Source organism: Ensifer sp. 22521 (assembly GCF_052044795.1).
Taxonomy (GTDB): domain Bacteria; phylum Pseudomonadota; class Alphaproteobacteria; order Rhizobiales; family Rhizobiaceae; genus Ensifer.
The window spans coordinates 22965-37123 of record NZ_JBQENM010000010.1 but is presented as its reverse complement, the minus strand read 5'-3'; the positions used below and the strand labels follow the sequence as shown (position 1 = coordinate 37123).

Sequence of the window (14159 nt, the reverse complement as noted above, 5' to 3'; positions counted from 1 at the left end):
CAGACTGCGGTGCCCTCGATGTCAGGCACATAGATCAGGCGGAACGGAACTTGCTCCAGGATACGCTCACATCGCGGATGAAGCCCGCCATCGCGCTTGAGGGGATCTCGAAGTCCTTCCCCGGCGTCAAGGCGCTCTCTGATGTTTCGCTGTCGCTCTATCCGGGATCGGTGACCGCGCTGATCGGCGAAAACGGCGCCGGAAAGTCGACGCTGGTGAAGATCCTGACCGGCATCTATCAGCCGGATGGCGGCACGATCCGCGTTGCGGAGCAGGAGGTCCATTTCCCGACGGCACTTGCCGCAGCGCGTGCCGGCGTCACCGCGATCCACCAGGAAACCGTGCTTTTCGATGAGCTCTCGGTCGCCGAAAACATCTTCCTCGGCCATGCACCGCGCAATCGCTTCGGCCTGATCGACTGGAAGAAGCTCAATACTGATGCGCGCGCGTTGCTTGCGCGCGCCGGTGCCGATCTCGATCCGACGATCCGCCTGCGTGATCTCGGCATTGCCAAGAAACATCTCGTCGCGATCGCCCGCGCGCTTTCCGTCGATGCCCAGGTGGTCATCATGGACGAGCCGACCGCCGCGCTGTCGCACAAGGAGATCCACGAGCTCTATGCGCTCGTCGAGCGGTTGAAGGCTGACGGCAAGGCGATCCTCTTCATCAGTCACAAGTTCGACGAGATCTTCCGCATTGCCGATCGCTACACCGTCTTCCGCGATGGAACGATGGTGGATGAGGGCCTGATTGCCGATGTCAGCCAGGACGAACTGGTGCGCCTCATGGTCGGCCGCGCCGTCGGTTCGGTCTACCCGAAGAAGGAAGTGGTGATCGGCGCGCCGGTGCTCACCGTTTCGGGCTACCGCCACCCGACCGAGTTCGAGGACATCAATTTCGAGCTTCGCCGCGGCGAGATCCTCGGTTTCTACGGTCTCGTCGGCGCCGGCCGATCGGAATTCATGCAGTCGCTGATCGGCGTCACCCGGCCTTCCGCTGGTGCGGTCCGGCTCGATGGCGAGGTGCTCGTGATCCGCAGCCCCTCCGAGGCGATCCGCAGCGGCATCGTCTATGTGCCCGAAGAGCGCGGCCGCCAGGGCGCGATCATCGGATTGCCGATCTTTCAAAACGTCACCTTGCCGTCGCTGTCGCGGACCTCGCGCTCGGGCTTCCTGAAACTTGCCAACGAGTTCGCGCTCGCCCGCGAGTACACCGCGCGCCTCGATCTGCGTGCTGCTTCGCTCGATCAAGACGTCGGCACGCTCTCGGGCGGCAACCAGCAGAAGGTCGTCATCGCCAAGTGGCTGGCGACCAAGCCGAAGGTGATCATTCTCGACGAGCCGACCAAGGGCATCGACATCGGCTCCAAGGCGGCCGTGCACGCCTTCATGAGCGAGCTTGCGGCTCAAGGCCTCAGCGTCATCATGGTCTCCTCGGAAATCCCCGAGATCATGGGCATGTCCGACCGCGTCATCGTCATGCGCGAGGGGCGGATCGCCGGGCGCTTCGAGCGCGCCGATCTGACGGCCGAAAAGCTGGTGCGTGCCGCTGCCGGCATTCAGGAGGCCGCGTGATGGCGAAGTTTCTAAAGAATCGTGAGCTGCTGCTCGTCGGCGCGATCGCCGTGCTGCTCGCGCTCATTACCTGGCGTTTCCCGCCTTTCGTCGCACCCGCCAATCTCGCGCGTGTCTACAACGACACCTCGATCCTCATTATCCTGGCGCTCGGCCAGATGGCTGTGATCCTGACGCGCTGCATCGACCTTTCGATGGCTGCCAACCTGGCGCTCTCCGGCATGGTCGCGGCGATGCTGAACGCTGCTTTTCCGGGCCTGCCGATCCCACTGATCATGCTCGCCGCGATCGCGCTCGGCGCGTTGCTCGGTATGATCAACGGCGCGCTCGTCTGGAAACTCGATATTCCGCCGATCGTCGTGACACTCGGCACGCTCACTATCTATCGCGGCCTGATCTTCCTCTTGACCGACGGCAAGTGGATCAACGCGCACCAGATGAGTGATGCATTCAAGGCGCTGCCGCGCGACGCGCTCTTCGGCTTCCCGGTTCTTTCCTGGCTGTCGCTGGTCATGATCGGGCTCGTCTTCCTGCTGATGAACCGCACGGCCCTCGGCCGCGCCTTCTATGCCGTCGGCGGCAATCCGCATGCGGCCGTCTATACCGGCATCGATGTCGGCCGCACCCGCTTCTCGGCCTATTGCCTTTCGGGCGCGCTCGCCGGGCTATCCGGCTATCTCTGGGTGTCGCGTTATGCCGTCGCCTATGTCGACATCGCCGCCGGCTTCGAGCTCGACATCATCGCGGCCTGTGTCATCGGCGGCATCTCGATCGCCGGCGGTATCGGTACCGTCGCGGGTGCAGTGCTCGGCGCGCTGTTTCTCGGCGTGATCAAGAACGCCCTGCCGGTCATCAACATTTCGCCCTTCGCGCAGATGGCGATTTCCGGCACGGTCATCATTATCGCTGTTGCCGTCAACGCCCGCGCCGAGCGGCGAAAGGGCCGTGTCATCCTGAGAAAAGCGGAGGCTGTCTGATGGCCGAAACCCACCTGGCTCCCCGCCACATCCCCGATCGGCTGGAAGGGCGCAGCGCCCGGCTTTTGAGGAGCTGGGAAAGCCTGCTGTTCGTCGTCGCCTGCCTGATCTTCCTCGGCAACTCACTGGCGTCGCCGTATTTCCTCGATCCGTGGAACCTCTCGGACGCGACCTTCAACTTCACCGAGAAGGCGATGATCGCCTTTGCCATGGCGCTCGTGATCATCTCCGGCGAGATCGATCTGTCGGTGGCCTCGATCATCGCGCTTGCCTCGACGGCGATGGGCTATGCCGTCCAGCTCGGCTTCGATACGCCGGCGCTGGTGGCGATCGGCCTCTCAGTGGGCCTCATTTGCGGCGCGGTCAACGGCCTGTTGATCACTGGTCTCGGGCTGCCGTCGATCGTGGTGACCATCGGCACCATGAGCCTCTTCCGCGGGCTCTCCTTCATCATTCTCGGCGACCAGGCCTTCACCGGCTATCCCGGCAGTTTCTCCTGGTTCGGCCAGGGCTATGTCTGGTGGGTGTTTTCCTTCGAGTTCACGCTCTTCGTCATCCTCGCCGTCGTCTACGGCATCGTCCTGCACAAGACCAATTTCGGCCGTGCGGTCTATGCCATTGGCAACAATCAGACTGCAGCGCTTTTTTCCGGCATCCGGGTCGCGCGCATCAAGTTTATCCTCTTCCTGCTTACCGGTCTGATGGCGGGGCTTGCATCGATCTGCCTGACCTCGCGCCTCGGCTCGACCCGTCCGTCGATCGCGCTCGGCTGGGAGCTCGAAGTGGTGACGATGGTGGTGCTCGGAGGCGTCAACATTCTCGGTGGCTCCGGAACCATCCCCGGCGTCGTGCTCGCGGCGCTGATCATGGGCATGGTGACCTTCGGCTTCGGCCTTCTCAACGTGCCCGGTATCGTCATGTCGATCTTCATCGGCCTGCTGCTGATCTCGGTCATCGCACTCCCCATTCTCTGGCGGCGTGCCCGCCGCCGTCTCGCGCATTGAGGTTCCGATGGAAAAATACGCCTTCCGCATGCGGCTGAACCCAGGCATGGCGGCCGAATACAAGGCGCGGCACGATGCCATCTGGCCGGAGCTGGCGGCGCTCCTGAAGGAGGCGGGCGTCTCCGACTATTCCATCCATCTGGACGAGGAGACCAGCCTGCTCTTCGGCGTTCTCTGGCGCACGGACGACCACCGAATGGCCGACCTGCCGTCCCATCCCGTCATGCGGAAATGGTGGGCCTATATGGCCGATATCATGGAGACCAAGGCCGATAACGAGCCGGTGGCGGTGCCGCTCAAAACCGTCTTCCATATGGACTGATCGGATGCGGGTCGTTTGCGTCATCGATATCGGCAAGACCAATGCGAAGGTCGCGGCCGTCGATCTCGAACGGTTCGAGGAGATCGCCGTCCGCAAGACGGCGAATGCGGTGCTAACTTCCGGTCCCTATCCGCATTTCGATATCGAGCACCTCTGGGCCTTCCTGCTTGAGAGCCTCGCGGCGCTTAACGCCGAACACGCTTTCGAGGCAGTCTCCATTACCACCCATGGCGCGACAGCGGTCGTGCTCGATGCTGCAGGCCACCTTGCGCTACCGGTGCTGGACTATGAATACGCCGGACCCGACAGCCTTGCCGCCGAATATGATGTGGCGCGGCCCCCGTTTTCAGAGACTGGCTCTGCACGCTTGCCTATGGGCCTCAATGTCGGCGCGCAACTCTATTGGCAGCAGAAGACCTTTCCGGATGATTTTGCGCGGGTCGCGTCGATCCTCACCTATGCGCAATACTGGACCTATCGCCTGACCGGCGTTCTCTCAAACGAACTGACGTCGCTCGGTTGTCATACCGATCTTTGGAACCCGCGAGCCGGCACGTTCTCGTCTCTGGTCGAACGCCAGGGCTGGAGGCCACTCTTTGCGCCGGTTTTGAAGGCGAGCGATATCGCCGGTGCCTTGCGACCGGAAGTCTGTGCCGCAACCGGCATTGCGCCTGATACACCCGTCTATTGCGGCATTCATGATTCCAACGCATCGCTGCTCCCGCATCTGCTGACGCGCGCTTCGCCATTCTCGGTCGTTTCGACCGGAACCTGGGTCGTCATGCTGGCGGTCGGCGCAGAGCCGAAGGCGCTCGACGAACATCGCGACACGCTCATCAATGTCAACGCGCTCGGCGAGCCCGTGCCCTCGGCCCGCTTCATGGGCGGCCGCGCCTTCCAGCTTCTGCTGGGGGAGGGGTCGGTTCCCCCATCGCCGGATGTGGAAGAGACGGTCGCCAAGGCCGGCCACATGCTGCTGCCGTCCATTCCCGAGGGGTCTGGTCCCTTTCCGACTTCGAAGGCGATCTGGACGACCGACGAACAGGCGCTTGGCGCCGCCGAGCGTTTTGCCGTCGTCTCGTTTCACCTGGCGCTGATGACGGCCACCTGCCTCGATCTGATCGGCGCGCGCGGGGAGGTCGTCGTCGAGGGACCGTTTGCCGCAAACAAGGCCTATCTGCGCATGCTCGCAGCGGCGACCGGAAGGCCGGTCTTCGCCGATCCCCAGAATGTTACGGGCACGAGCCTCGGTGCAGCCTGCCTCGTCCAGGGATCGAGGGTCAGGACCGGGATCGAGCCGGTTGCGGGCGAGATTCCCGAGAGCTTCGTCATCTATGCGCAGGCATGGCGCGAGGCGGCACTCAAGCATACAGGCAAAGAAAAGCGGCCATAGAACATTCGCTCACGGCCGCAAAGATGCTTGGCTGTATCAGGAAGATACGGGCCTGAGCCTGCTCAAAACACAGAGCTGCGCTTTGCCGAGCGGTTATGCTCGATGTTGAGCACGATCGATACTGCCATCATTGTCAGGATTGCTGTGAGTGCGGCGCCAATACCAAGAACAATCATTGTTCGTTTCCTGTAAGCGCATCGTCATGATGTCGCTTTGCCTAGATCACGATGATTTGGGTCGCAGCGACCCCAATCATAAACGTGATCGATTTCTTATAACTTAGAGCGGGATGCGGGAGGAAAACCGCACACACTTTTCCTCATCCCGCTCTTGCGAAGGTTTCTTCGCGCATTGAGCGCCCACTTCACTTTCGCTTCGATACGCGAGCGCAAGTCGAAGTACAATTCTAAACTCTTGTGAGTGAGAACCTGTTGTAATCCAGGGGCTTTATTACAGTTTTGTTGCGGTGCAAAAATGGCCCGCGAAAACACCCTGCGAATTTTAGTGAATCCGATTAGAGGCGAGGGACCGTTAACCTTCAAGCAAGGAATTAACCATAAACATGGTCCCACACGTCGGAATGGGATAATTCACAAGTCTCCTCAAGGCATGATGCCGCCCCGCCGTACCGGTTCCGGTCCGGTATCCATTCTTCACCGAATTTACTTGCGGGATGAACGATAGCAGACGCTGCTGGCGGGGGCTGATCTCATCGATGTGGCGTGCACGTCCGGTGGACTGTGGCTCCCCTTGAACCTCTCCGGGCAAATTCGAAAACGCGCATTACCCGGGGATCAGCGTTGAGGCAGGAAGCATCGTCAGAACAGGCAAGGAAGGGCCAGGCAGGCAGCCTGCTGGAGCGCTTGCGTTTTGCCGGGCTCGACGACGAGAGCTGCAACCGCGTCCGGGATCACAGACAGAAGCTTTCTCCCCGCATCGACCAGGCGCTTCGCGACCTTTTCCAGCGCCTCCAGACCTATCCCGATGCCGCCCGCCATTTCGACAGCGACCGCCAGATCGATCGCCTTCAGGACCTTCAATCGTCGCACTGGAACGTGCTGACGGACGCGCGTTTCGACGGGCTCTATGCCGAGCGCGTCAAGGTGCTCGCCGACACGGCAAGCCGCATGGGTCTCGATCCGCGCTGGCAGATGGCCAGCCATGCGGTCGTGCTCGAGCATCTGCTCGTCGGTCTCATCGAAGAGGCCTGGCCGAGATCTTTCCTGCCGATGGGCAAGGCGCGCCGCCGCGAGCTCTGCGACCTCGTCGCGGCGCTGGTGCGCACCGTCTTCGTCGACACCGAGATCGGTGTTTCGCTCCGTTTCAATGCCCTGCGCCAGCAGCACCAGCGGCAGCTGACCGAGCAGCGCAGCGCCGACGAACAGGAAGTCAAGGCGCTCTTCGGCGACTTTGCCGAGAGTCTGAGCCAGGGCGATCTTGGTGCGCGGCTGCCGGAAGCGGCAGCGGAAGCCTACCAGCCGATCGTCGCCAGTCTGAATGCGGCGCTGGAACAAATTCAACAGAGCCTGCAGGCATCTGACCACCACAACCGTTCCGCCGAAGCTCTGGTCGATCGCATGCGCGGAAACGCGGCTGCCTTCTCGGACAAGGCGAGTGTGGAAGCCGATGCGCTGTCCGGGCAGCTTGCAGCACTTGCCGACATGGCTGGACGCATGGCGAGCGGCTCCGGCCGCATCAGCGCCACGGAAACGAAGGCCAACGAAACCCGCATCGCCGTCGAGCGCAGCGGCGAAATCGCCGGCCAGGCAATCAGCGCCATGGCCGACATCGAGGCATCGGCTGAAAAGATCGGCCAGATCATCGGCGTGATCGACGAGATCGCCTTCCAGACCAATCTGCTGGCGCTCAATGCCGGCATCGAAGCGGCGCGGGCTGGCGACAGCGGTCGCGGCTTTGCCGTCGTCGCCCAGGAAGTGCGCGCCCTCGCGCAGCGCTCCGGCGAGGCGGCCCGTGAAATCAAGCAGCTCGTCTCCGGCACCAAGGCGCAGGTCGAAACCGGTGTCGAGATCGTCGGCCGCACCCAGGACGCGATCAGCAGCATCGTCGAGCAGGTCACGTCGATCAATTCGGCCGTTTCCGGCATAGCCCGCGAAGCGGAGCAACAGGTCGGCGACCTCCGGGGTGTCGCGGCCGAGATCGGCACGATCTCGCAGGGCGTGCAGGCAAGTGCTGCCCTGGCGGGAGAAACCGCGCGTTCGTCGGACGATCTCCACACCGTCATCGTCGAGCTTGGCGAAACCATCCGTCGGTTTCGTCTGGAGCGGCGTCATCCTGTTTCGTCAGCTGCCGGTCGTGAACCGAGCCGGCCGGCCCTGGGCGTGATTGCCGAAGAGCCGGGACTGCCGCTGTTCGACGACGGGCCGCAACGGCAGCTCGCCGGATGGCAGCGCTGATTTCAAGAGCAGTACAGAGTTAGCAGTCGAGGAAGACAGGAATGGCCAGCAAGAAGACCGCTCAGAAGACGCTCAGCCTCGCTCCGGTGCTGGACCTGAATGAGGCGACGGCGTTGCACGAGAAGCTGATCGCTCTGAAAGGCAGCGACATCGTGATCGACGCTTCGGCGGTCGAGCGGGTGGGCACGCTTTGTGTCCAGGTGCTGATGGCCGGCGCCAAGACCTGGGAAGAGGATCATTTGTCTTTCACCTTCAGCAAGGTGTCGGACGCTTTCGAGAAAACGACACAGCTCATCGGGGTCGAAATCGATCATCTGGTGGCAAAGGAGATTTGAGAAATGAAGAAGCGAGTTCTGACGGTCGACGACTCCCGGACGATCCGAAACATGCTGCTGGTCACGCTGAACAATGCCGGGTTCGAGACGATCCAGGCCGAGGACGGCGTCGAGGGACTTGAGGTTCTGGAAGAAGCCAACCCGGATGTGATCGTCACCGATATCAACATGCCGCGTCTCGACGGTTTCGGTTTCATCGAAGGCGTGCGCAAGAACGATCGCTACCGCGCCATCCCGATCCTGGTGCTGACCACCGAAAGCGATGCGGAAAAGAAGAACCGCGCGCGCCAGGCGGGGGCAACGGGCTGGATCGTCAAGCCGTTCGACCCGACCAAACTCATCGATGCAATTGAGCGCGTAACGGCCTGAAGTCCGGGGATAACCTCCAATGGATATGAACGAAATCAAAGAGATCTTCTTCCAGGAGTGCGAGGAGCAACTCGCTGAACTGGAATCGGGTCTGCTGAAGCTCAATGACGGCGACCGCGACCCGGAAACGGTCAATGCGGTGTTCCGCGCGGTGCACTCGATCAAGGGCGGCGCCGGCGCCTTTGGGCTCGACGACCTCGTCTCCTTCGCGCATGTGTTCGAGACGACCCTTGATTGCGTTCGTTCCAACCGGCTCGATCCCGGTCCGGAGGTTCTGAAGGTCATGCTGAAGTCGGCCGACGTGCTCGCCGACCTCACCAATGCCGCTCGTGACGGCGGCAGTGTCGACGAGGCGCGCAGCCGCCAGCTGATCAAGGAGCTCGAGGCTTTGGCGAACGGCGAAGTGCCGCAAGCGTCAGCAGCCGCCCCAGCGCCGGTCGAAGTGGTTGCCAAGCCCGTCACCGCCGTGGCCCCGCCGCCGGTCAACGACGAAGGGTTCCAACCGGTCGCTTTCTCCTTCGACGACTTCGACGCTGCCGAAGAACCGCCGCTGATGGAAATGCCCACCTACGAGATCGTCTTCAAGCCGAAGTCCGATCTCTATGCCAAGGGCAATGAGGCAACGCTGCTTCTGCGCGACCTCTCCCGCCTTGGCGAAATGAGCATCCATTGCGACATGGGCGCACTGCCGACGCTCGAGCGGCTGAGCCCGGAGAGCGCCTATTTCTCCTGGAAGATCCAGCTTGCGACCGACAAGGGCGAGGACGCGATCCGCACCGTCTTCGAATTCGCCGAGTGGGATTGCGACCTGGAGATTTCCCTGGTCGAAGACGAGGCTACGCAGTCGGGCGAAGAGCTGCCGATGCAGCCGGTGCCTTTCGATCTTTCGATCCTTGATGATGAGCCGGCGGTTTCGGTCGGTGTCGTCGAGGAGGAAGAACAGCTCGCGTCCCGACAGCAGGACATCCGCAACGCCGCCGTTTCGGCCGCAGGCACCGCCAGCAACGTGCTGCAGATGGCGCAATCCGCAGCCCGCGCCCCTGCCGAAAAGGCAGCGCCCGCCGCCAGCGCGGCCCAGAGCGCTGCCGCCCAGCAGGCAGCCGCATCGGCCGGCACGCCGACGATCCGCGTCGATCTCGACCGTGTCGATCGCCTGATCAACCTCGTCGGCGAACTGGTCATCAACCAGGCGATGCTCTCGCAGAGCGTCGTCGAGAACGACGCCAACGGCACGTCCTCGATCAACATGGGTCTCGAAGAGCTGCAGCAGCTCACCCGCGAGATCCAGGATTCGGTGATGGCGATCCGCGCGCAGCCGGTGAAGCCGGTGTTCCAGCGCATGTCGCGCATCGTCCGCGAAATCGCCGACATGACCGGCAAATCGGTCCGCCTGATCACCGAGGGCGAGAACACCGAAGTCGACAAGACGGTCATCGACAAGCTTGCCGAGCCGCTGACCCACATGATCCGCAACGCGGTCGACCACGGCCTCGAAACGCCGGAGAAGCGACTTGCCGCCGGCAAGAGCGCTGAAGGCACGGTGCGCCTGACGGCCAAGCATCGCTCAGGCCGTATCGTCATCGAACTTGCCGACGACGGCGCTGGCATCAACCGCGAGAAGGTGCGCCAGAAGGCGATCGACAACGACCTGATCGCGGCCGACGCAAATCTCTCGGACGAAGAGATCGACAACCTGATCTTCCACGCCGGCTTCTCGACGGCGGACAAGATCTCCGACATTTCCGGCCGCGGCGTCGGCATGGACGTGGTCAAGCGCTCGATCCAGGCGCTCGGTGGCCGCATCAACATCTCCTCGAAGCCGGGTCACGGTTCGGTCTTCACCATGAGCCTGCCGCTGACGCTCGCCGTGCTCGACGGCATGGTGGTCACCGTCGCCAACCAGACGCTCGTCGTGCCGCTGACCGCGATCGTCGAGACCCTGCAGCCGGAAGCTTCGGCAATCCATTCCTTCGGCTCCAACCAGCGGCTGATCTCGATCCGCAACTCCTTCTGCCCGCTCGTCGACGTCGGCCGCATCCTGAATTTCCGCGCCATCCAGGCGAACCCGGTCGAGGGCGTAGCACTTCTGGTGGAATCGGAAGGTGGCGGTCAGCGTGCGCTGATGGTCGATGCGATCCAGGGGCAGCGCCAGGTGGTGATCAAGAGCCTCGAGGCCAACTACACCCACGTGCCGGGCATCGCTGCGGCGACCATTCTCGGCGACGGCCGCGTGGCGCTCATTCTCGACGTCGACACGATCGTGGCCGCTTCGCGTGGCCAGTCGCTGAAGCCTGAAATGTCTCTCGCCGCTGCTGGATGAATGTGATGACCTATGTCGCAAAAAGTCTGACCACGGACGGGCGAGAGCTGATCGCTTTCCGCGTCGGCGACCAGGAGTTCTGCGTGAACGTGATGTCCGTGCGCGAGATCCGTGGATGGACACCGGCGACGGCAATGCCGCATGCGCCGTCCTACATGCTCGGCATCATCAATCTGCGCGGTGCCGTGTTGCCGATCATCGATCTTTCGGCCCGGCTCGGCATGAAGCCGGCCGAACCGACAGTGCGTCACGTCATCATCGTTGCGCAGGTCAAAAGCCAGGCCGTCGGTCTCCTGGTCGATGCCGTCTCCGACATCCTGACCATCACCAATGACAAGATCCAGCCGACACCCGACGTCGTCTCGTCGGAGTTCGAGAAGAGCTTCGCCCGCGGTGTGCTGGCGATCGAGGGCCGGATGATCTGCCTCATAGAGCTGGAAGCAATCTTCCCGCAGGAAGAAAGGGAAGCGGCATGAGGAACCAGGTCGCATTCGAACAGAAGCTGTCGCCGGACGAGTGCCTGGCCAGCGGCGAGTATCCATTGACCCGCCGCGATCTCACCGAGATCGCCGCGATGATCTATGCGGATGCCGGCATCTATCTCAACGAAAGCAAGGCGTCGCTCGTCTATTCGCGTCTGTCGAAGCATATCCGCAATCTCGGGCTCAAGGGCTTCCGGGATTATTGCCAGCTGGTCGCTTCGCCCGTCGGAGCCGCCGCCCGTCGCGACATGCTTTCGCACCTGACCACCAACTTCACGCGGTTCTTCCGCGAGAACCACCATTTCGAGCACTTGAAGACCGAAGTGCTGCCGGAGCTGATCGCGCGCGCCAAGGCCGGCGGCCGGGTGCGTATCTGGTCGGCGGCCTGCTCGGACGGGCAGGAGCCCTATTCGATCGCGCTGACGGTTCTGTCGCTGCTGCCGAACGCGGCCGACTACGACTTCCGCATCCTTGCGACCGACATCGATCCGAAGATCCTGGCGCTCGCCCGTGCCGGCGCCTATGACGCAACCGCGCTTGAAACCGTCAACCCGGCGATGCGCAAGCAATGGTTCTCCGAGGTCAATGCCGGCGGCCGCTTCAAGTGGCAGGTCGACGACCGGGTCAAGCGCCTGATCACCTTCAACGAGCTGAACCTGATGGCGCAATGGCCGTTCAAGGGCCCGTTCGACGTCATCTTTTGCCGCAACGTCGTCATCTATTTCGATGAACCGACGCAGATGAAGATCTGGTCGCGCTTCGCCGGCATGCTGAACACCGACGGTCATCTTTACATAGGGCATTCCGAGCGCGTGTCGGGTGACGCCAAGTCGCACTTCGACAACATCGGTATCACCACCTACCGCCATACCGGCAAGTTTCATGGAGGACGGGCATGACCGCTCCCGCTCGTGTTCTCGTCGTTGACGATTCGGCCACCATGCGTGGCCTGATCACCGCTGTCCTGAACGCCGACCCTGATGTGACCGTCGTTGGCCAGGCGGCCGACGCAATGGAAGCGCGCCAGGCGATCAAGCAACTCGACCCCGATGTCGTCACGCTCGACATCGAAATGCCGAACATGAACGGCCTCGAATTCCTCGACAAGATCATGCGGCTCCGACCGATGCCGGTCATCATGGTCTCGACGCTGACACACAAGGGCGCAGAGGCGACGATCGCCGCACTCGAAATCGGTGCTTTCGATTGCGTCGGCAAGCCGCACCCGGGCGATCCACATCCCTTCGCCGGCCTGGTCGACAAGGTGAAGGCGGCAGCGCGTTCGCAACGCAAGTTCATCATCACCGGCAACAAGATCGCGGGCTCTCCCGCTGCCGCCAACGCGAACACGGCTTCGGAATACCGGGCCGGCCGCAAGATCATCGCCATCGGTGCGTCGACCGGCGGCGTGGAAGCACTGATCACGGTGTTGCAGAAGTTCCCGGCCAATTGCCCGCCGACCGTTATCACGCAGCACATGCCGCACACCTTCACCAAGAGCTTTGCCGAGCGGTTGAACCGCCTGTGCGCGCCGACGGTGCAGGAGGCGACGGATGGTGCGCGGCTCGAAATCGGCAAGGTCTACCTGGCACCCGGTGGCGAGCGCCATCTGCAGGTCGCGAACGCGACGGCACCCTGCTGCCGCCTGGTCGATCGCGAACCGGTCAACGGACATCGGCCGTCGGTAGATGTGCTGTTTGATTCCGTTGCTGAACTCGCCGGCCGCAATGCGATCGGCGTCATTCTGACCGGCATGGGGCGCGATGGCGCCTCCGGTCTCCTGAAAATGCGGCATGCCGGGGCAAAGACCTTCGGACAAAACGAAAAGACATGTGTCGTCTACGGCATGCCGAGAGTCGCCTATGAATTGGGCGCCGTTGAAACCCAGCTCCCCCTCGGTTCCATCGGGGAGGAGGTCCTGAAAGCAGCGGCGCTCCGCAAGGAAGGAAGCGAATAATGTCCATCGCCGAAAAAATCAAAGTTCTGATCGTTGACGATCAGGTGACGAGCCGCCTGCTGCTGGGTGATGCCCTGCAGCAGCTCGGTTTCAAGCAGATCACCGCCGCCGGTGACGGGGAGCAGGGCATGAAGATCATGGCCCAGAACCCGCACCATCTGGTGATCTCCGACTTCAATATGCCGAAGATGGATGGTCTTGGCCTCTTGCAGGCGGTCCGTTCCAACCCGGCGACCAAGAAGGCGGCCTTCATCATCCTGACGGCCCAGGGCGATCGTGCCCTCGTCCAGAAGGCGGCGGCCCTCGGTGCCAACAACGTGCTCGCCAAGCCCTTCACCATCGAAAAGATGAAGGCGGCGATCGAAGCCGTATTCGGGGCGCTCAAATGAACATGGAAGCCGCCGGCAAGCGCGTGCATGTCATCCAGGGCGAGTACAAGGTCTTCAACGATCCCAATATCGTGCTGTCGACCATTCTCGGCTCCTGTGTGGCGGCATGTATGCGCGATCCCGTGGTCGGTGTCGGCGGCATGAACCATTTCCTGCTGCCAGGTTCCGCGACGTCGCCCGCTTCCGGCGGCGACGCGACCCGCTACGGGGTCCATCTCATGGAGCTCCTGATCAACGGACTGCTGAAGCAGGGCGCGCGCAGAGATCGTCTTGAAGCCAAGATCTTTGGCGGCGCCAAGACGATCGCGCGTTTCTCCAATGTCGGCGAACAGAATGCCGCTTTCGCACGGCAGTTCCTGCTCGACGAAGGCATCCGCATCGTCGGCGAAAGCACCGGCGGCGAGCACGGTCGCAAGCTCGAATATTGGCCGTCCAGCGGCCGGGCTCGGCAATATGCCCTGACCGGCGTCGAGACGCAGCGCACCGTACAGTTGGAGGAGCGTCCGGTCATCGCGCCGAAGCCGGCCGAAAGCTCGATCGAATTCTTCTGATCCTGCGGGGCAGGCGCCTCGCAGGCCGCAAATAAGACCTTCTACCGAAGCCCCGAGCCACGTGAGACATAC

The 14159-nt window shown here is 62.5% G+C and carries 14 protein-coding genes; all 14 read left to right on the top strand.

What is annotated here, in order from left to right; translation table 11 throughout:
* Positions 1-77 precede the first annotated feature (77 nt).
* The 14 genes from ACTJKE_RS16795 to cheD all read left to right on the top strand — a co-directional run bounded on the left by ACTJKE_RS16795 (position 78) and on the right by cheD (position 14087).
* Positions 78-1574, top strand: coding sequence for a sugar ABC transporter ATP-binding protein (locus tag ACTJKE_RS16795; protein ID WP_057248185.1), 1497 nt, complete (start codon positions 78-80; stop codon positions 1572-1574).
* Positions 1571-2551 (top strand): ABC transporter permease, encoded by a 981-nt coding sequence (locus tag ACTJKE_RS16790; protein ID WP_057248186.1) that lies wholly within the window; start codon positions 1571-1573, stop codon positions 2549-2551. The genes ACTJKE_RS16795 and ACTJKE_RS16790 overlap by 4 nt, the downstream gene beginning before the upstream one ends.
* Complete coding sequence (locus ACTJKE_RS16785) at positions 2551-3555, top strand: ABC transporter permease (RefSeq protein WP_058328715.1); 1005 nt, start codon at positions 2551-2553, stop codon at positions 3553-3555. The genes ACTJKE_RS16790 and ACTJKE_RS16785 overlap by 1 nt, the downstream gene beginning before the upstream one ends.
* A 7-nt stretch (positions 3556-3562) precedes the next feature.
* On the top strand, positions 3563-3877 hold the full coding sequence (rhaM, locus tag ACTJKE_RS16780) for an L-rhamnose mutarotase (RefSeq protein ID WP_058323557.1): 315 nt from the start codon (positions 3563-3565) through the stop codon (positions 3875-3877).
* A 4-nt stretch (positions 3878-3881) separates the two neighbouring features.
* Positions 3882-5270 carry an FGGY-family carbohydrate kinase gene (locus tag ACTJKE_RS16775; RefSeq protein WP_113513735.1) on the top strand — a complete coding sequence of 463 codons (1389 nt, stop codon included), beginning with the start codon at positions 3882-3884 and terminating at the stop codon, positions 5268-5270.
* An 800-nt stretch (positions 5271-6070) separates the two neighbouring features.
* Positions 6071-7684 (top strand): globin-coupled sensor protein, encoded by a 1614-nt coding sequence (locus tag ACTJKE_RS16770; RefSeq protein WP_058328714.1) that lies wholly within the window; start codon positions 6071-6073, stop codon positions 7682-7684.
* A gap of 41 nt (positions 7685-7725) precedes the next feature.
* Complete coding sequence (locus ACTJKE_RS16765) at positions 7726-8019, top strand: STAS domain-containing protein (protein WP_057248191.1); 294 nt, start codon at positions 7726-7728, stop codon at positions 8017-8019.
* Between the two features lie 3 nt (positions 8020-8022).
* Positions 8023-8388, top strand: coding sequence for a response regulator (locus ACTJKE_RS16760; RefSeq protein ID WP_025425897.1), 366 nt, complete (start codon positions 8023-8025; stop codon positions 8386-8388).
* A 19-nt stretch (positions 8389-8407) separates the two neighbouring features.
* Positions 8408-10708, top strand: coding sequence for a chemotaxis protein CheA (locus tag ACTJKE_RS16755; protein ID WP_058328713.1), 2301 nt, complete (start codon positions 8408-8410; stop codon positions 10706-10708).
* 5 nt (positions 10709-10713) lie between these two features.
* Positions 10714-11184, top strand: coding sequence for a chemotaxis protein CheW (locus tag ACTJKE_RS16750; RefSeq protein WP_058328716.1), 471 nt, complete (start codon positions 10714-10716; stop codon positions 11182-11184).
* Positions 11181-12089, top strand: coding sequence for a protein-glutamate O-methyltransferase CheR (gene cheR, locus ACTJKE_RS16745; RefSeq protein WP_058328712.1), 909 nt, complete (start codon positions 11181-11183; stop codon positions 12087-12089). The genes ACTJKE_RS16750 and cheR overlap by 4 nt, the downstream gene beginning before the upstream one ends.
* The gene (locus tag ACTJKE_RS16740) at positions 12086-13147 is read left to right on the top strand and encodes a protein-glutamate methylesterase/protein-glutamine glutaminase (RefSeq protein WP_057248194.1); all 1062 of its coding nucleotides are present in this window, start codon (positions 12086-12088) and stop codon (positions 13145-13147) included. The genes cheR and ACTJKE_RS16740 overlap by 4 nt, the downstream gene beginning before the upstream one ends.
* Positions 13147-13536 carry a response regulator gene (locus ACTJKE_RS16735; RefSeq protein ID WP_025425902.1) on the top strand — a complete coding sequence of 130 codons (390 nt, stop codon included), beginning with the start codon at positions 13147-13149 and terminating at the stop codon, positions 13534-13536. Before ACTJKE_RS16740 ends, ACTJKE_RS16735 begins: the two co-directional genes overlap by 1 nt.
* The gene (gene cheD, locus ACTJKE_RS16730; RefSeq protein ID WP_057248195.1) at positions 13533-14087 is read left to right on the top strand and encodes a chemoreceptor glutamine deamidase CheD; all 555 of its coding nucleotides are present in this window, start codon (positions 13533-13535) and stop codon (positions 14085-14087) included. Before ACTJKE_RS16735 ends, cheD begins: the two co-directional genes overlap by 4 nt.
* Positions 14088-14159: the final 72 nt, after the last annotated feature.